This is a genomic window from Paenibacillus sp. WC2504 (genome assembly GCF_052682475.1).
Genome location: NZ_JBQZFH010000001.1, coordinates 1,235,941 through 1,252,471, shown reverse-complemented (window position 1 = coordinate 1,252,471; position 16,531 = coordinate 1,235,941). Strand labels below are relative to the sequence as shown.

At 50.7% G+C, this 16,531-nt stretch carries 15 protein-coding genes and 1 riboswitch; of the genes, 5 read left to right on the top strand and 10 right to left on the bottom strand.

The window, feature by feature from the left end; all coding sequences use genetic code 11:
• Positions 1-33: 33 nt before the first annotated feature.
• From ACUN27_RS05690 to gcvH, 4 genes are all read right to left on the bottom strand, one after another.
• Complete coding sequence (locus tag ACUN27_RS05690) at positions 34-345, bottom strand: DUF4387 domain-containing protein (protein ID WP_315953971.1); 312 nt, start codon at positions 343-345, stop codon at positions 34-36.
• A gap of 2 nt (positions 346-347) precedes the next feature.
• Complete coding sequence (locus tag ACUN27_RS05685) at positions 348-1,733, bottom strand: acyclic terpene utilization AtuA family protein (RefSeq protein ID WP_445560599.1); 1,386 nt, start codon at positions 1,731-1,733, stop codon at positions 348-350.
• Between the two features lie 16 nt (positions 1,734-1,749).
• A complete protein-coding gene (locus ACUN27_RS05680; protein WP_315953970.1) occupies positions 1,750-2,754 on the bottom strand; it encodes a LacI family DNA-binding transcriptional regulator in 1,005 nt (334 codons plus the stop codon).
• 697 nt (positions 2,755-3,451) lie between these two features.
• Positions 3,452-3,841, bottom strand: coding sequence for a glycine cleavage system protein GcvH (gene gcvH / locus ACUN27_RS05675; protein WP_315953969.1), 390 nt, complete (start codon positions 3,839-3,841; stop codon positions 3,452-3,454).
• 161 nt (positions 3,842-4,002) lie between these two features.
• Positions 4,003-4,100: riboswitch (glycine riboswitch) on the top strand.
• A 206-nt stretch (positions 4,101-4,306) separates the two neighbouring features.
• Between gcvH and gcvT the strand changes: the two genes are divergently transcribed.
• The 3 genes from gcvT to gcvPB are packed head-to-tail and all read left to right on the top strand — an operon-like array spanning position 4,307 to position 8,268.
• Positions 4,307-5,401: a glycine cleavage system aminomethyltransferase GcvT gene (gene gcvT / locus ACUN27_RS05670; RefSeq protein WP_445558542.1), complete on the top strand. Its 1,095-nt coding sequence runs from the start codon at positions 4,307-4,309 to the stop codon at positions 5,399-5,401.
• A 24-nt stretch (positions 5,402-5,425) separates the two neighbouring features.
• A complete protein-coding gene (gcvPA, locus tag ACUN27_RS05665; RefSeq protein ID WP_445558541.1) occupies positions 5,426-6,778 on the top strand; it encodes an aminomethyl-transferring glycine dehydrogenase subunit GcvPA in 1,353 nt (450 codons plus the stop codon).
• Positions 6,775-8,268 (top strand): aminomethyl-transferring glycine dehydrogenase subunit GcvPB, encoded by a 1,494-nt coding sequence (gcvPB, locus tag ACUN27_RS05660; protein WP_326062604.1) that lies wholly within the window; start codon positions 6,775-6,777, stop codon positions 8,266-8,268. Before gcvPA ends, gcvPB begins: the two co-directional genes overlap by 4 nt.
• A 58-nt stretch (positions 8,269-8,326) precedes the next feature.
• Here gcvPB and ACUN27_RS05655 read toward each other — a convergent pair whose 3' ends face one another.
• Both ACUN27_RS05655 and ACUN27_RS05650 read right to left on the bottom strand, forming a co-directional pair.
• Positions 8,327-8,836, bottom strand: a complete 510-nt coding sequence (locus ACUN27_RS05655) for a DinB family protein (protein ID WP_315953965.1) — start codon at positions 8,834-8,836, stop codon at positions 8,327-8,329.
• Positions 8,837-8,913: 77 nt separating this feature from the next.
• Complete coding sequence (locus ACUN27_RS05650) at positions 8,914-9,888, bottom strand: helix-turn-helix transcriptional regulator (protein ID WP_326062620.1); 975 nt, start codon at positions 9,886-9,888, stop codon at positions 8,914-8,916.
• 192 nt (positions 9,889-10,080) lie between these two features.
• Between ACUN27_RS05650 and ACUN27_RS05645 the strand changes: the two genes are divergently transcribed.
• Positions 10,081-10,209 (top strand): hypothetical protein, encoded by a 129-nt coding sequence (locus ACUN27_RS05645; protein WP_445558540.1) that lies wholly within the window; start codon positions 10,081-10,083, stop codon positions 10,207-10,209.
• Between the two features lie 408 nt (positions 10,210-10,617).
• Here the strand turns inward: ACUN27_RS05645 and ACUN27_RS05640 are convergent, their stop codons facing one another.
• Together ACUN27_RS05640 and ACUN27_RS05635 are read right to left on the bottom strand one after the other, a co-directional pair.
• Entirely contained in the window at positions 10,618-11,541 is a 924-nt protein-coding gene (locus ACUN27_RS05640; RefSeq protein ID WP_445558539.1) for a Gfo/Idh/MocA family protein, read from the bottom strand.
• A gap of 9 nt (positions 11,542-11,550) precedes the next feature.
• Entirely contained in the window at positions 11,551-12,819 is a 1,269-nt protein-coding gene (locus tag ACUN27_RS05635; protein WP_326063893.1) for an MFS transporter, read from the bottom strand.
• 132 nt (positions 12,820-12,951) lie between these two features.
• Between ACUN27_RS05635 and ACUN27_RS05630 the strand changes: the two genes are divergently transcribed.
• Positions 12,952-13,509 carry a hypothetical protein gene (locus ACUN27_RS05630; RefSeq protein WP_326063892.1) on the top strand — a complete coding sequence of 186 codons (558 nt, stop codon included), beginning with the start codon at positions 12,952-12,954 and terminating at the stop codon, positions 13,507-13,509.
• Between the two features lie 68 nt (positions 13,510-13,577).
• On the opposite strand, the gene ACUN27_RS05625 is transcribed toward ACUN27_RS05630, so the two are convergent.
• Complete coding sequence (locus ACUN27_RS05625) at positions 13,578-15,086, bottom strand: leucyl aminopeptidase (RefSeq protein ID WP_326063891.1); 1,509 nt, start codon at positions 15,084-15,086, stop codon at positions 13,578-13,580.
• Positions 15,087-15,107: 21 nt separating this feature from the next.
• A complete protein-coding gene (locus ACUN27_RS05620) occupies positions 15,108-16,121 on the bottom strand; it encodes an aldo/keto reductase (RefSeq protein ID WP_326063890.1) in 1,014 nt (337 codons plus the stop codon).
• Between the last annotated feature and the right edge of the window lie 410 nt (positions 16,122-16,531).

The following is a 16,531-nucleotide window of genomic DNA, read 5'->3' as shown; positions in this document are numbered from 1 at the left end:
AATGCGTTCTGATTTGAATCGACTCCTTTCCCATCATACGTCGACTTCCAATTCCATCAGTGGGGCATGCTGTTGAGCTCCGTATACGTCACGATCCAAGAACGTGCCTGAAGAAACTTTCCGCGCGAACGTAATTTTGAAGCCGAGCGCTTGATCGAAAAAGACGATATGCATGATCTTATCTTGCTCAATGTTGTAAAGCTTCGATACCAAATCTTTGTTAATGACGCCGGAACTCTTGATTTTGTAATAAATCTCCGGATCTGTAAAAAGGGCATCCACCGTAATTTCAAACGGTCCGCTATTTTTACTTCTCAGTACTTTCGCTGCATCTACTAGCTTCATAATTACACCTCGATATACTCGTTGCGGAACATCTCCACGCCATCCGCAACTTGCATCAAATGATAAACAGAGAATTCATACACAGCGCCGAAAGGGATATCACTTGGGGCAAAAGGGAACGCCAGATTACCCGCTGTCGATTTCCTGCCCTCATAGCCGTAATGCAAGAATGTTGATCTGACCGAGCTGCAAATTGTGTTCGCTAGCTCTTGTGTCTTTGCAATAACTTCGAAGACGACACCTAATTCGTGACCGGCTGTTTTTTGCGGCTCCAATTCACCCAACACGCCGTTAAGGCCGTAATTGATGAAATTGATTTCATAATCCTCTTGCGGTATTTCGCTGTAATACTCCCAAACCTGCTGTTTGACCAAGTCCTCAACTTCTTCAATCCGTTCGATCAGAAGCGGATCGCGGATACCTGCGACGACGAGCGTACGGTAAGCGACTTTCATTGCCCCTTCGAGCTTGATTTTATATTCAGGAGTTGGCAAGATCCGGCTGCCACGCACTTCAACGCTATCGTCTCCCAATTCCTTAAACTCACAATGTTCAAGATCCAGAACAAGTCCAGGACCATGAAGCAGATAAGGATGATCCTTCTCATAAAACGTGTGCGCAGCTACGGAAACGGCCGTACATTTACGTTTGTCGTTCAGCGGTTTGACGATAAAGGAATCTTTGGTCAGAATGCCCAGCATGCAATCTTTCGTTGTCCCCGGTTCTGCACAAAGCGCAGAGCATTCAAGAATTTTACCCAAATGATAAGCAAGCGCTGTATCAAAACCATGATACATCGCGACCGCGGCAAACGGCGAAGGGTCGTAAGCGCGACCACAGATGATAATGTTAGCGCCTTCTTGAAGCGCCGCGATAATGGGTTCATGTCCCATTTGGGCGACAACACCGTTGGTAGCTTCCAACCTTTCCTTCGTAAGCGTCTTCACTGCAAGGCCAAGAGGTTCACATTCGCCTGCTGCTAATTTAGCTTCCACGACATCTTTCGGAATATCCGCCCAGATTGTCGCGACTTTCAGACCGTTAATGTTGTTTTCTTCAAGAATCTCCATAATGATCGCTCGCGTCCATTCAACATGGACCTTTGCGCCGCTTCCTCCGGCAGATCCGATAATGACCGGAATCTTGGCCTCAGCGCCCGCTACGATCATCAGTTCCAAGTCTTTCTTGCAAGCTTGTTTGCTGACAATCGCCGTACCCGCTCCTAATTTATGAGGACCGGCATCCGTTGATCCGGCATCTACGACGATCGCATCCGGCTTATGTTCCATCCCTCTTATAAACGATGACTTCGGAAATCCGTAGCCTAACATCCCACAGGGCGCCAAAATTTTGAATTGTTCCATTGCTTTACAACCTCCACTGTCCATCATCCGATTCGATGGTTCATTCTTTTCTTTTTCTTCTCGTTGATTCGCGAGGAATGAGTTTGACATCGAATAGATGCGTTTGATCTTCGCTGTTGTCACCTTCGATTTTCTTAATAAGAAGCCGTGTTGACAGCATCCCCATATCATAAATCGATTGTGCGACCGTCGTAATTTCCGGCTCTACGATGACCGTAAGGTCGATACCGTCAAAACCGCACAACGCAACTTGATCAGGGACGCGCACGCCCATTCGCTGCAATTTTTTAAGCGCTCCAACCGCCATCGTATCGTTGCCTGCAAAAATTCCATCGATATCAGGATGGCGTTTCATCAGGTTTTCAACCGCTTCCATTCCGCCGTCGACGCGGAAATAACCCGGTTCGACGAGGCTTGGCGAATACCAAGGAAAATGTTTCACGGATTGCTCGTATCCCATGAATCGCTCTCTTCCGGTTACCGTATCCTGCGGGCCGTAGATATGAGCAATTTTCGTGCAGCCCTCATCGAGCAGATGCTGTACAGCTTGCTGCGCCCCTTCCAAATGCTTGGAGCTGACGACCGTGCAAGAAGTCTCGCGCGGCGCTCTATCCAACATAATGAAAGGAATTTTCTCGTTGTTCAGAGCATCAACATCATCGGAGCGAAGGCTGTAGGAAGCAAACAAAATGCCGTCTACATACCGCTGCTTCAGCACCCTGATGTAGGTTTGCTCCTTATCTGCCTGATTATCCGAATTGCACAGGATTACTGTATACCCATACATGCGGGCAACATCCTCAACCGCTCTGGCCAGCTCCGCAAAGAATGGGTTCGTGATATCGGGGAATATTAAGGCGATCGTTCCTGTCTTTCTTCCTGCAAGCCCTCTAGCCATCGCGTTTGGTTCGTACTGAAGCGTTTTGATCGCTTGCTCTACTCGCAATTTTGTTTCTTCATTGACATATCCGTTTTTGTTCAAGTATCGGGAAATGGTCGCTACGGAAACGCCTGCCAACTTTGCTACATCTCTGATTGTTGCCACTGGTTACGACTCACTCCTACTAAAAAGCAAACCCGTACTCTTAGCAAAGAAATCCTTGCGTAGGGTACCGGTTACATGCTCCCGAAATTTTCCTTTATCTCGATAAATACTATTATTTACACATTGCATATTAATTATTAATGTTACTGTGATACACGATGTGTAACCGGTTACCTATTTCATGTTTCTTATTATATGCCTCCTCTTTAAAAGCTGTCAAGTCCAAACTCCGTTTTACCGACAAAAATCGACTTTTTCCTTGGGGGCGATATTTACACCCTGCATACCCGAACATCGCAGTTGGATTGGTGCACGTTTACCTTCGGTTTATCCATTTCCGTCAGCGTGCAAGTGCGTGTTCGGGCTCGTGTTCAAGTGAATTGCGCGTTCAAGCGCAGTGCGAGTTCAAGTGCATATTGCACTTTGTGCAACTTGAGAGCGCTTTACAGGATCCAACCCTTCGCTTCATTGCACTTAATACAACAATTTGGACTCTAAAGGGCTGTTTTGACACCTTCTCCTCTAAAATGGTTGTATTTTGTACAACGAAGCGGCTGTTTGCAGAGAAAATATGTGTTTTGGTTGCAATAAATACAACCTACGTTGGACAATTGTTTACCACATTCCGGCAAACAAAAAAAACGAGTCCTACTATCGAAAAATCGATAGCTAGGAACTCGTTTTATGCAAATACGTCTTACTCGTTGCCGATATACGAAGCATACTCAGCAGCCGTCAGCAAACCTTCAAGCGCATCCGCGCCGGATACCTCGACCTCAACCATCCAGCCTTCGGCAAACGGCGCACTGTTTACCAGCTCCGGTGATCCTTCCAATGAGCCGTTCACAGCCGTTACTTTGCCGGATACGGGCGAGAAAATATCGGAAACCGTTTTGACGGATTCCACACTGCCGATGCTTTCATTTGCGGTAATGGATGCTCCAGCCTTAGGCAATTCAACAAACACAATATCTCCCAATTGATCTTGGGCAAAATCAGTAATACCTACACGAACTACCGTGTCCGAAAGCTTTTCTACCCACTCATGTTCTTTGGTGTATAACAAATTGGCTTGTACGTTACTCATCGTTTTACGCCTCGCTTACCAGCAAATTTTGCTTTTAGCTTAATCTAATGGGAACATCAAAGTCAAGGCGGACGAAGGTAAATTTTATGAAAAGTTACAATTGACAATTCACACCTTCATAGGCAAAAATTAATACAATACTACAAATTGAATATTGGCGAATGATGGTGCAGGGAGAGACCGCAGAGAACGATCGCGGCGCCGAAGGAGTAAGCCGAATAACGGTGAATCTCTCAGGCAAAAGGACTTGTACCGGACGCAACTCTGGAGAGCTTCGAGTGACCGCGCATGCGGAAACTCGAACACCAAAGGGGAAACTTGACGGCCGCATAACAGGGGTCTAATCGAGGTAACTCTCAGGTAAAAAGGACAGGGCAAAAGGTATGTTTGTGTTGCATATCTTTTGCTCTTTTTTGTATTTTGGGCAAGATATGGGATGTACAAAATCGAAGGTGAGGTAAACGCATGCTGAAACGAACACCGCTCTTTCCTGTATATGCGGAGTATGGAGCGCGAGTTATTGACTTTGGAGGCTGGGAGCTGCCGGTGCAGTTCACGGGTATTCAAAAAGAGCACGATGCCGTCAGACAGCAAGCCGGGCTTTTTGATGTGTCACATATGGGAGAAATCCGGGTTACCGGGGAAGACGCCCTTCCTTTCCTGCAAAAGATCACCACGAACGATGTGGCAAAGCTCGAAAACGGGCAATGCCAATACAGCCTCATGTGCTACCCGGACGGCGGTGTCGTTGACGATCTGCTCGTTTATAAACTAAGCGACAACAACTACATGCTGGTCATTAACGCATCCAACATCGACAAGGATGTGGCATGGATGCAGCAGAATCTTATTGGCCGCACTGAAATCTCCAACATATCCGATGAAACCGCTATGCTCGCATTGCAGGGTCCTCACGCCGAACGGATTTTAGCCAAATTGACAGACGCGCCTATTCAGACTTTGAAAACATTTCGTTTCCTAACCGACGTGAAGGTAGCCGGTATTAACGCCTTACTATCCCGTACAGGTTATACCGGAGAAGACGGCTTCGAGTTGTACATCGATGGGCACGATGCCGTTCAACTATGGAAGCTGCTCCTGGAGGCAGGTCAAGAACAAGGGCTCGTACCGGCTGGTTTGGGCGCTCGCGATACGCTGCGTTTTGAAGCGCGGCTTCCCCTTTACGGGCAGGAACTCACCCAGGATATTTCGCCGTTGGAAGCTGGTCTGAACTATTTCGTGAAATTGGATAAAGGAGATTTCATAGGCCGTGATGTGATTGCTGGGCATAAAGCGAACGGCACGCCGCGCAAGCTCGTTGGCATTGAAATGATTGAGCGTGGCATTCCGCGGCCGCATTACAAGGTTTTCTCGACGGAGGGTGCGCCTATAGGGGAAGTCACAACGGGCACACAGTCCCCTACGTTCAAAACGAATGTGGGCCTCGCTTTAATTGATTCCGCCTACAGTGCGCTAGGCACGGAAGTGAATGTGGAAATTCGCGGGGCACAGGTCAAAGCGAAAGTCGTGGCCACCCCTTTTTATAAAAGAAAGCCGTAACCCGGAGAGGAGCAAGCCCCCACCATGAAGCATCGTTATTTGCCTATTACCGAGCAAGATCAGAAAGATATGCTGGCGACAATCGGCATCTCCTCGATGGAAGAGATGTTTCAAGATATTCCGCAAAAGGTTCGCTTTCAAGGCGAACTGAACGTATCGAAGGCGCTGGATGAGCAAGGACTGCTGCGCTACATGCGCGGCCTATCCAGCCGCAACGCCGACTTCGACCGCTACCCCAGCTTCCTCGGCGCTGGCATCTACGATCATCACCTTCCCGTGGTGATCAATCATGTCATCTCGCGTTCGGAGTTCTACACCGCGTATACGCCCTATCAGCCGGAGATCTCCCAAGGGGAGCTGCAGGCGATTTTTGAATTTCAGTCGTACATTTGCGAGCTTACCGGCATGGCCGTAGCGAACGCCTCGATGTACGACGGCGCCACGGCGCTGGCCGAAGCCGGCGCCCTGGCCAGCGGAGCGACGAAGCGCAGCCGTCTTCTCGTCTCGCGCGCGGTGCACCCGGAGGCGCGCGCCATCTTGCGCACGACCGCCCGCGGGCTGAACTTAGAAGTGGTCGAGATCGGCCTCACGCCGGAGGGCGTGACGGACCTGGATGACCTCGCTTCCAAGGCCGAAGGCGCCGCCGCCGTCATCCTCCAATCGCCGAATTTCTTCGGCTGCATGGAGGATATCGGCGCGGCGGAGCCGATCGCGCACGGCGCGGGCGCCCTGCTTGTCGTGAGCGCGAATCCGCTCACACTAGGGCTGCTCGAAGCGCCGGGCAAGCTCGGCGCTGACATCGTTGTCGGCGACTGCCAGCCGCTCGGCATCCCAGCTGCGCTGGGCGGGCCGACGTGCGGCTACTTCGCCGTCGCCGAAAGCTGGATGCGCCGCATGCCGGGGCGCATCGTGGGCCAAACCGTCGACCGCGCCGGCAAGCGCGGCTTCGTCTTGACGCTCCAAGCGCGGGAGCAGCACATTCGCCGTGAGAAAGCCACATCGAACATTTGCTCCAACCAAGCGCTTCTCGCGCTCTGCGCATCCGTGTACTTGTCCACGATGGGCAAGCAGGGCATCCAGGACGTTGGCAAGCTCAACGTCCAAAAAGCTCACTACGCGGCGAAACGCCTCACCGTGTCCGGTAAGCTCTCGCTGCCATTTGCCGGCAGCTTCTTCAATGAATTCGCCGTCAAGCTTCCGGACGGCGCGAATGTGCAGGAGCTCAGCACCAAGCTCCTGCAGCGTAACATCATCGGCGGCTACGACCTTGGCCGCGATTATCCCGAGCTCGCCGGCCATATGCTAATTGCCGTCACAGAGCAAAGAACGCGCGAAGAGATCGATGCCTTCGCTGATGCACTGGAGGAACTCGTATGACAACAAGTACGAATGAGAACAACATTACCGTAAAAAATGACGGCAAAGCCCTCATTTTCGAAATGAGCCATCCGGGCCGTGTCGCTTATTCCCTGCCGGAATCCGATGTGCCGGAGCTGGACTTGAACGACGTCCTGCCTTCCAAGTTCCAACGCAAAAGCGCCGCGGAGCTGCCGGAAGTATATGAAGTGGATGTCATCCGCCACTATACGGCCCTCTCCCGCCGTAATTTCGGCGTGGACAACGGCTTTTACCCCCTTGGCTCGTGTACCATGAAGTACAACCCCAAAATCAATGAAGACGTCGCCCGCTTTCCAGGCTTCGCCAAAATACATCCGTACCAGCCGGAAGAATCGCTGCAAGGCGCCTTGGAGCTGCTCTACAACCTCCAAAAAGACCTTGAAGCCATCACCGGCATGGATCGCGTCACCCTTCAGCCCGCAGCAGGCGCACATGGCGAGTGGACCGGACTCATGATGATTCGCTCTTACCATGAAAGCCGCGGCGAGAAGCGGACCAAGGTCATTTGCCCTGACTCCGCGCACGGCACGAATCCTGCCAGCGCTACAGTCGCAGGCTTTGAGACCATCACGATCAAGTCCAACGAACGCGGTCTCGTGAATCTCGATGAGCTTCGCAAAGCCGTTGGACCGGACACGGCCGCCTTGATGCTCACCAATCCAAACACACTCGGCCTATTCGAGGAGCAGATCGTAGAGATCGCCGAGATCGTTCATGCTGCAGGCGGATTGCTCTATTACGACGGCGCTAATGCGAATGCCATTATGGGCATTACCCGCCCCGGCGACATGGGCTTCGACGTCGTCCATCTCAATCTGCACAAAACAATGAGCACCCCGCACGGCGGCGGCGGTCCCGGCGCCGGCCCAGTCGGCGTCAAAGAAAAGCTCATCCCATTCTTGCCTACGCCGCTTGTGGCACAAAAGGAAGACGGCAGCTTTTATTTCGACTACAACTATCCGCAGTCAATTGGCCGCGTGAAAGGCTACTACGGCAACTTCGGCATCCTTGTCCGCGCCTACACCTATATCCGGACGCTCGGTCCGGAAGGCCTGCGCAAAGTATCCGAGTTTGCCGTACTCAACGCCAACTATATGCTGGCTAGGCTTACGCCTTACTTCGACGTACCGCATCCGCGCTTCTGCAAGCACGAATTCGTGCTGTCGGGCAACCGTCAGAAGAAGCTTGGCGTGCGCACGCTCGATATCGCCAAACGATTGCTTGACTTCGGCTATCATCCACCGACGATCTACTTCCCGCTTAGCGTCGAAGAATGCATCATGATCGAGCCGACCGAGACGGAAAGCAAGCAGACGCTGGACGAATTCATCGACACGATGATCGCCATTGCCAAAGAGGCCGAAGAAAATCCCGATATCGTTAAAAATGCGCCATACACCACCGTGGTCAGCCGTATGGACGAAGCGCTTGCCGCCCGCAAGCCTGTCCTGAATTGCAGCTGCGGATAAAAGATGTGGCTGCCCTAGAAGTCTTATGATCCATAGACTTTTAGGGCAGCCCTTTTTCTTACTTATTGACCTCGTATAAATAGAAGACGAAGTCGCTTGAAGCCCCCGCATGTCCCAGCTGACGGAGCATCGAGGAAATATTGCCTCGGTGGTAGGTGCCATGGTTCACGATATGCTGAATCAATTCTTGAATGTTGGCATTCAGCACGCCAAAGGTTGGATGCGGAAACTGCTTTTTCGCTTGCAGATCGTCTACACGGTTCAGGAAAACGCGATAATCCTCGGCTTTTTCCCAATATACTGCTTGCAGCTCCTTCAGGCTTTTACCCGCTGTCTTAGCTTCAATCGTGCCTATCAGCTCTACAATCTGCTCATAGCTGTTCCCCATCATGCCTGACAACCAAACCGTATCCACCTGGTAAATGTGCACCAGCCCTTTGTAAATCGTCGGAAACACATTGCCAAGCTCCTGATGCAGGACTTCCTCCGGCAATTCCTCCAGTCGTTCAAATACTTTTTTATTGGCCCAGACGTGATAATCATAGGTTTTGATCGTTTGTTCTCTCATGCTTCATCATCCTCCTCAGAATGGAACTCTGTGTTAACTATGAGCTCATTGTACCTCGGCTTCACTGACAAAAACGGTCAGTCAATTGGCAGCGACGAATAATAATGATGTAAATTCAGCGTAATGTCCCGCAGCATCTTGATAAGCATTTGAGGTTCCTTAACTTGAATTGTGCCTCCATAACTGAGGAGTTGATATGGAAGATGAGTGTGGATGGCTTTCTCCTGGACTTGAAAATGGGCTTCATATTGCGAGCGCTCTACTAGGGCATGGGCCAGGAACCAATGCCCGCACAGGTCGTCCAGCGCTTGCTCACTCCCGGTGATTTTAACGGAGATCCGTTCTTCCGATTTATCTGCTTCAGGCAGGACGCTTGTGAGAATAAATTGGCGAGCCGAGAAATCGATCGGCCTCTCAAATGTCGTATCCATCTTGGACAACTCCCGGATGCGATCCACTCGAAAGCTGCGGATTTCGTTCCGCAGATGACAGTGTCCAACGACATACCATTTGTTTTTCCAGCAAACGAGTCCATACGGATTCAGATCGCGGGTTTCTGCTGCCGCACCGTAGCCTTTTTGATAGTGCATGCGAAGCGTGACTCGTTTGGCGACGGCCATCTCCACTTCTTGCAGCAAGGAAGATTTAGCGGCATCCGCCTGCGGCGATATAACGTCCAACCCCTGCTCATGAAGATGGATTTGCTCCAGCTGCTCCCGATTGGTGTATAGCTTAAGCTTGGCAACAGCTTGATTAAGCTTCTCTCCATAGGGATACCCTGCCTCCAAGGCAAACGAGGCAGCGTGGATGAGCGCCTTCTGCTCATCCAGATCGAAGACGAGCGGCGCCTCGTTGAACTGCCCGAGCAAGCGGTAACCGCCATGATGCCCGGAATCCGATATGATCGGAACACCGCTCGCGCATAGCGCATCGATGTACCGGTACACCGTGCGGATGTGAATCTCCAGCTTTTCGGCTAATTGCTTTGCCGTTATTTGTTTATGTGATTTGATGAGCCATAGAATGGCTAGCATTTGATCCGCTTTTGACATTCGGGGCTAGTCCTCCTAAGAAAAGGTTACGTGTAGTTTTATCATAGCATGTTCCGGTCTGAGGTTACTCTTCAAGATTCGTTTCGCACGCGCATTTGCCTAAGTGGCTGGCCATACGATTCAAATTCAAGTTACATTGGAAGAATTCCAATGAGAAGGTCATTTTAGGCTCGTAAATCGGCTTCCCATTGGATGATTTCCAATAAAGCCTCTGAAATGAGCCATAATCAGGTCATTTCCAACCATCTCGTTGGAAATAATCCAATGAACTACACGAATAATCCGCCAAGACGACCTGCTCGTTGGATTTACTCCAACTAAACTTTATAACCAGATCTACGTATCAATCTTCCATCGGACCAAAGTGCCTCAAAAAGTGCCTACTGAGTAAAATTAGCCGCTATCCCAGACGAATCCTCATAATAGGGAACTACAATCCCCTATTTTGCAATAATCCGCTAGCTCAGCCTTCTAAGGGAACTGTGATCCTCTATTCCGCCATTTTCAGAGCGAATAACAGCTTTTCCCATCAATTAAGACCCTGTAGTTCCCCAGTGACCCAAAATCAGCTCATTCCGCTCAAATAGCGCCCTGTAGTTCCGCTCCCCTCTCCCGCACAGCAAAACACACCTTTGATACGAAGCTACCCAACTAGCTCAGCTAAACCAAAAAGGGACTCCCTCAAGTAGAACCCTACATTCTACTCAAAGACAGTCCCTAGTAACATTTCTAAACAGACAGCCGCTCAACCAGCTGATGAGACGCGAGCACAAGGTCGCCGCGGATCGTGCAGGCATTCGGGTCAGCCAAGCTGTCCAGGAAATGCTGAACGACGCTGGCAAATCCCCTTCTCTCCAGCACGGTGTCCCAGCTTCCGAAGGAACGTACGCGCGGCGCGGCGCCTTTTTCATAGAAGACTGCTGACTCCAGATTCGTCACCTCGACCGAACGGCCGCTGCCATGCAGCTCGACTTTTTCCAGATCCACGCCCGCCAGCCTTACCATGCTATAGGTACCCTGCGAGGAGCCGAAAGACAGTGTACCTGAAGCGTGAAGCAGCCTTCCAACTTCATCCACTTGTTGATGATGCGAAGCCACTTCATAGGGGCTTTCCCCCAGCCAGAGCAAAAGATCCAACATATGGATCAAATCATCATACAGCGTCTCTTTCGCGCCATGACCCTGCTGTTTAATCCGGTGTTTAACCGCTGAACACCAATCAAAACCGCCTGCTTCCTTCAGCCAATCACGCGCTTCGAGATAAAGCGGAGCAAACCTGCGGTTAAAGCCCGCTACAAGGAGCACCCCTTTTCGTTCCGCATAAGAAGCCATCTCTACCGACTGCTCCCAATCGTAGGACAATGGCTTATCTACATAAACCGCAACACCCTGCTCCATGCTTTTCATAGCAATTTCATAATGGGTTGGGGTCGGACTGTGCACGAAAACAGCGTCCAAATCAAGCGCGAGCAACTCCTCCAGCTTCGTTGTCCCGAAAGGGATACGATACTTGGTCTTCATTCGTTCAACGGTTGCCGGTGTGGAGCTCATAATGCCAGCGATGTCCACTTGTTCATTAACGGAAAGCAGCGGCAGATATACTTTTTGTGCGATATCCCCAAGCCCGATGATTCCGATTCTTTTTCTTGTCATTTTAAAAAGTCAGCTCCTTATTTGTTTCCCGAGTACCAGGCGTCCTACCACGAATCCAAGTATCATCAGCACAGCACCCACAAGTGTCGAAACGCCATAAATCTGCATCCACATCGGGGCCTCCGCAATGAGCTCATATACTTTTCCCCCAACGATCGGTCCTAAAAAGGCCGCAAAACCCGTAATCGCCGAATACGTTGCAATGTACATAGGCCGTTCACTTTTCGGTGTATCACCAATTGTAAATGTAAAGACCATCTGGTTAAACCCGCCGAGTCCTATACCAAGCACGATATGAACCGCATAAAGCACGACAATCGCCGGAATGAGGGCAATCGCCCCCCACAAAAGACAAGCGAGGGCAATGATCGGTAAAGACCATAACAGCAAGGTCTGCGCTGAATAACGTGCGTTTAGGTTACCCCAAACATAGTAACTCGCCATCATGACCAACGTATGGACGACGGTGATGTAGGAAACTGTTTCATAATTAATGGCCATGAGCTTTAGCATGACATAGGAAAATAGCGGTACGGTCAAACTTTGCACAAATAAAAACACAGCTAAGAAAATAATCGCTTTTATAAAAGCGCGGTCCTTCAATGGCTTCCCAATCATTCCTATCGGATTCGATTCCTTGGATGGCTCGAAAGGCGGATTCGGATATAAGCAATAAGCCAATATATTGAGGAGCGCGCAAACGCCGACAATCATAAATAAATAGGTAAAACCCTGTCCGCCAGGATATTTATCCAGAATCTGACCGCCTATAAAAAGAGCAAGGGAACTTACTCCGCCTAGAATCGTATTGCGAATTCCAAAATACCGCCCGCGAACCGGGCCCGGAACCGCATCGCTGATCAACGAGGTCCATACGACACCGCCTGCGGCATTGCCTAAATGAGCCACCGTGTACAGAATGATGTACATCACGACCCACCAATCTTGCGGGAACAGAAACGGGATCAAACCTACGGAAGCCCATAACAACCTGTGAGAGGAGCCGAAAATGAGAAGCATCCGCTTGCGGTTCCTGAATTTCTGCATCGCTACAGCCATACCGATTTGGATGATATTCACCACTGTCGTGATGGCTAATATAAACCCGATCTCCGTTGATGTCGCACCAAGGTACAATAAATACCCGGTCAAGAAAGGACCGCCCAAAAGCTGAAAAATCACAACAGCCGGGAATCCCTCCAGCGTAGCAATGAGAAGACTTTTTCGGTAGTAGGAGCGTTTTTTCCGGGGATTCCACAAGCTGTCCAGCATTTTCATAAGCGTGCTCGCCTCCATTTTGTAAGGGTAAAACCTATTGAAAGATCTAATAGTTTACAAGATATAGGGCGCTTATGGTAAAATGGGACAGACTACCTAATCTATCATGTCAGGCGGGATCATCGACATACTATGAAACCAAACCATTTTGGTCTTATCACAAGCTCAATACTCTTTTTGACCTTTATTGTACTCTCTCTTGTGTTTCAGTCAACAACTTATTTGTATATCGCCAGTGTAGGCCCGCTTCTCATTGTTCCTTTCCTTCCTGATATTCGTTCAGGCCAGTACATCAAGCCAAATCAGGCCAAAGGCGCTGTCCGACTTATTACGATGGAGAACAAAGACAAGTCAGGTTCCGATTTCCTAGTGATCTTGTTCGAGCAAGGTTTTGTTAAATGGGACCGTAGGCAGCTCTATTTCAATCTGGATGATGTCATGAAAGATGTCTATATCAAACCAGATCCATTCGCCGCCACAATGACGGTGCTCAAATATGACCTGTCCCTGCATCGCAAAAAGAAAAACTGGATCGGCATCTCCTTGCCCCAGCTTCAGCAGCGTATGAGCCAACTCTCTTATACGACGAATGAAATCAACAGAATCGTCATTCAATTGTCTGATGTGAATGAGCTACTGCAAAAAACGGTTTCGCAGCCTGCTGCAGCCGGTAGAAGTGTCGGTGCTTAAACGACAAACGAGGCTGTCCTACGGTCATTGGATGACTTGGGACAGCCTCATTTTTATTAGAAAAGCATTTATCTTAATTGATCGCCGCATAAATAAGCAGCTAATGTCCGCACCATAACGCCTGTTGCTCCCTTGGGCTCGATGCCTTTGGCTGACCATAACCACGCGGTGCCGCCTGTATCGAGATGAATCCAAGGCGTTTCTTCGGCGAAGTACCCGATGAAAAGCCCTCCGGTAATAGCTCCCGCCCAGCGATCTGAGGAGGCTTGGTTTTTAATATCCGCCACATCGCTTTTCAGCATTTCGCGATACTCCGGATAGTTAGGCAGCTGCCAGAGCTTCTCTCCCGCTTCGCCAGCCGCTTGAAGCAGTGGCTTCAGGAACTCATCATCGTTCGTCACAGCTCCCGTCGCGACATCGGCGAAGGAAATTAAGATAGCTCCTGTCAAAGTAGCGACATCGATCAGACGATTTGCTCCGAGCTTCTTCGCGTAGGTTATTCCCTCCGCCAAGATAATACGGCCCTCTGCGTCCGTATTCAGCACTTCCACGGAGTGTCCGCTAAGCATCTTCACAATATCGCCTGGACGATACGCCGAGCCGGACGTCATATTTTCCGCCGACGGGATGACGACGACCAAGTTGATCTTCGGTTTCAACTGCCCGACGATGTGAAGAGCTCCAAGCAGCGTGGCGGCTCCTCCCATATCGCTGATCATCTCTTCCATGCCGTCGGGGCTTTTCATCGAGATGCCGCCGGTATCGAAGGTCACGCCTTTGCCGACGAGGCCCAGCACGTTGGCTGAGTCCGGATCACCCTTGTACTGCAGGGTGATCATCCGTGGCGGGTTGGCACTGCCTGCGCCAACCGCGATCAGGCCGCCCATTCCGCGGGCGGCGATCTCGTGCTCGTCCAGCACTTCGCAGCCGAAGCCGTAGTGCTGGGCAAGCTTCATGGCTTCCTCTGCGAGGGTAGCCGGAAGCAGCTTGTTGGCCGGGAGGTTCGTGAGATCCCGGGCATAGTTCGTGCCCTCCGCAACCGCCTCAGCGGCTGCGATCGCCGATGCCAGAAGCGCTGCATCCGCAGCCGCTTCTGTGAGCAGTACCGCCCGGCGCAGCTCTGCGCGCGCCGGCTCGTCTTTGCGGTACACCGCGATGCGGTATGTACCGAGAAGCAGCCCTTCGGTCAGCGCCGTGACGGCGGACCGGCTGTCGAAGCCGCTTGGCAGCTTCAGCGCCAAGCTTTCGAGCTTCAGCGCGAGTGCCTCGCGCGCTGCATGCACGGCGGCTGCTCGCAGCGTATCGCGTGAGGTTGCGGGGCCGAGCCCCGCAACGAGCACGTACGCGTACGGCAGCAGCCCGTAGGTGGGCAGCGCCTCGAGCTCGCCTGAGGCGCCCGTGAAGATGCCCTTCGCGCGCATGCGCTGAAGGGCTTGGTCGAGCTGCGGCTCGCCGAGGACGGTGTCCTCGCGCAGCTCGGCTTCACTTAGGCAGACGACGATGGCGTCTGCCCCTTGCTCGTTATGCGTGAATGACGTGAACACGCCCGTCGTAATTGCTGTGTTTTTTTCAAACATAGTGTCATTCTCCCTGTTAGCTTAATAAAAAGATGCTGCCTTCTGAATAACGGACTGCATAGGCAGGTGATATGGGCATTTCTCTTCGCAAATCGGCTTCTCTTTGCACGGATCATGGTCAGCACAGCCTACTATTCTATCCTTTTGTCTTTCGAAAAATCCCTCGCCCTTCGGCAGCAAACCAAATTTTTCTCTGAATCTGCTCGAAATCATCACATCCGGAATGGCGATTTCAAGTGGGCAGGAGCAGTAGTTGCACCGTCTGCAATCGTGCTGACCGAGTTCAATTGCCAATTGTTCGAGCTCTTGACGCTCTTCCGTGCCAACCTCTTGTTCTTGTGCAGCCAGGTTTTCCTGCACTTCCTTCACACTGACCATCCCCGAAATGGTTACATGAACGTTCTGGCTGTACGGATACCGGATGGCCCGGTCAACGGGTTGAATGAATCCGCCTGATAGCGGCTTCATCGCAACCTTCATCAAGTCCATCTCTGTTGCTTTGGGAATAAGCTCCTCTAAGGCAAAAGGCTGCGCTAAATTCAAATGAAACAAAATTTGATCGAATTGCCCTTTTGCGATCCATTTCGTCAGCAAATCCGGCCGATGTCCGGAAATGCCGATGAAGCGGACTTTGCCTTCTCGCTGAGCTTCCAGCGCTGCCTTGTAAGCGCCTTCGATATCCATTGCCTTTTTAAATTCAGTTACGTAGTTCACATAGTGAATTTGCAGTAAATCGACATGGTCCGTTTTCATACGCACCAGGCTTCGCTCGATCTCCGCCTTCGCCGTTTCGTAATCGCGTGCTCCTGTCTTCGTCGCCAAGAAGTACTCATCCCTGCGATGCGAAATGCATTCGCCGATGATCTCTTCGCTGTTACGATAGGCGGCTGCGGTATCGATATAATTAATGCCGTGATCCAAGGCATAGTTCAACGCCTCTCTAGCCTGTTCCAGGGGTACATTGGGAAGATTCATTGCCCCAAAGCCCAGTGACGATACGTTATAACCGGATTTACCGAATCTCGAATATCTCAAGCCAAGATCACCCTTCCATTCCGTTAACGAAGATATGAATAATTGCACATGCAACCATTGTAATACAACTCTATCCTACTTTCCACGAGATCGTGCATGCTTAGAGGAACTATAGGAAGCTATATCATTAGAAAACAGTATATTGGAGTGCATATGGGAACTACAGGGCGCTATTCTCTTAAAATAAGCAGCAATTCGCCGTAAACTAGAAAAATAAGGGATCAGAGTCCCCTTGCATCTAGCCAATCGCCTGTTTTACTACAAATAGTGGACCATAGTTCCCCTATGGGGAGACCCTGTAGATTTCGTAAGCAGGTTGGGGTAGCAGGTCGAAGTAGACCGTTGGCGGAGTTGGTTATGGCCGTTTATCAGTCTACTCTCTTGGTGGAGTTAGCTGGGGCAGCTTGTCA

Coding starts and splice junctions, on each gene's coding strand:
- ACUN27_RS05630 (WP_326063892.1), top strand. CDS start 12,952: ATGAAACCAAACCATTTTGGTCTTATCACAAGCTCAATACTCTTTTTG.
- gcvPB (WP_326062604.1), top strand. CDS start 6,775: ATGACAACAAGTACGAATGAGAACAACATTACCGTAAAAAATGACGGC.
- ACUN27_RS05635 (WP_326063893.1), bottom strand. CDS start 12,819: ATGAAAATGCTGGACAGCTTGTGGAATCCCCGGAAAAAACGCTCCTAC.
- ACUN27_RS05625 (WP_326063891.1), bottom strand. CDS start 15,086: ATGTTTGAAAAAAACACAGCAATTACGACGGGCGTGTTCACGTCATTC.
- ACUN27_RS05640 (WP_445558539.1), bottom strand. CDS start 11,541: ATGACAAGAAAAAGAATCGGAATCATCGGGCTTGGGGATATCGCACAA.
- ACUN27_RS05690 (WP_315953971.1), bottom strand. CDS start 345: ATGAAGCTAGTAGATGCAGCGAAAGTACTGAGAAGTAAAAATAGCGGA.
- ACUN27_RS05685 (WP_445560599.1), bottom strand. CDS start 1,733: ATGGACAGTGGAGGTTGTAAAGCAATGGAACAATTCAAAATTTTGGCG.
- ACUN27_RS05650 (WP_326062620.1), bottom strand. CDS start 9,888: ATGTCAAAAGCGGATCAAATGCTAGCCATTCTATGGCTCATCAAATCA.
- ACUN27_RS05645 (WP_445558540.1), top strand. CDS start 10,081: ATGATTTCCAATAAAGCCTCTGAAATGAGCCATAATCAGGTCATTTCC.
- ACUN27_RS05655 (WP_315953965.1), bottom strand. CDS start 8,836: ATGAGAGAACAAACGATCAAAACCTATGATTATCACGTCTGGGCCAAT.
- gcvT (WP_445558542.1), top strand. CDS start 4,307: ATGCTGAAACGAACACCGCTCTTTCCTGTATATGCGGAGTATGGAGCG.
- gcvH (WP_315953969.1), bottom strand. CDS start 3,841: ATGAGTAACGTACAAGCCAATTTGTTATACACCAAAGAACATGAGTGG.
- gcvPA (WP_445558541.1), top strand. CDS start 5,426: ATGAAGCATCGTTATTTGCCTATTACCGAGCAAGATCAGAAAGATATG.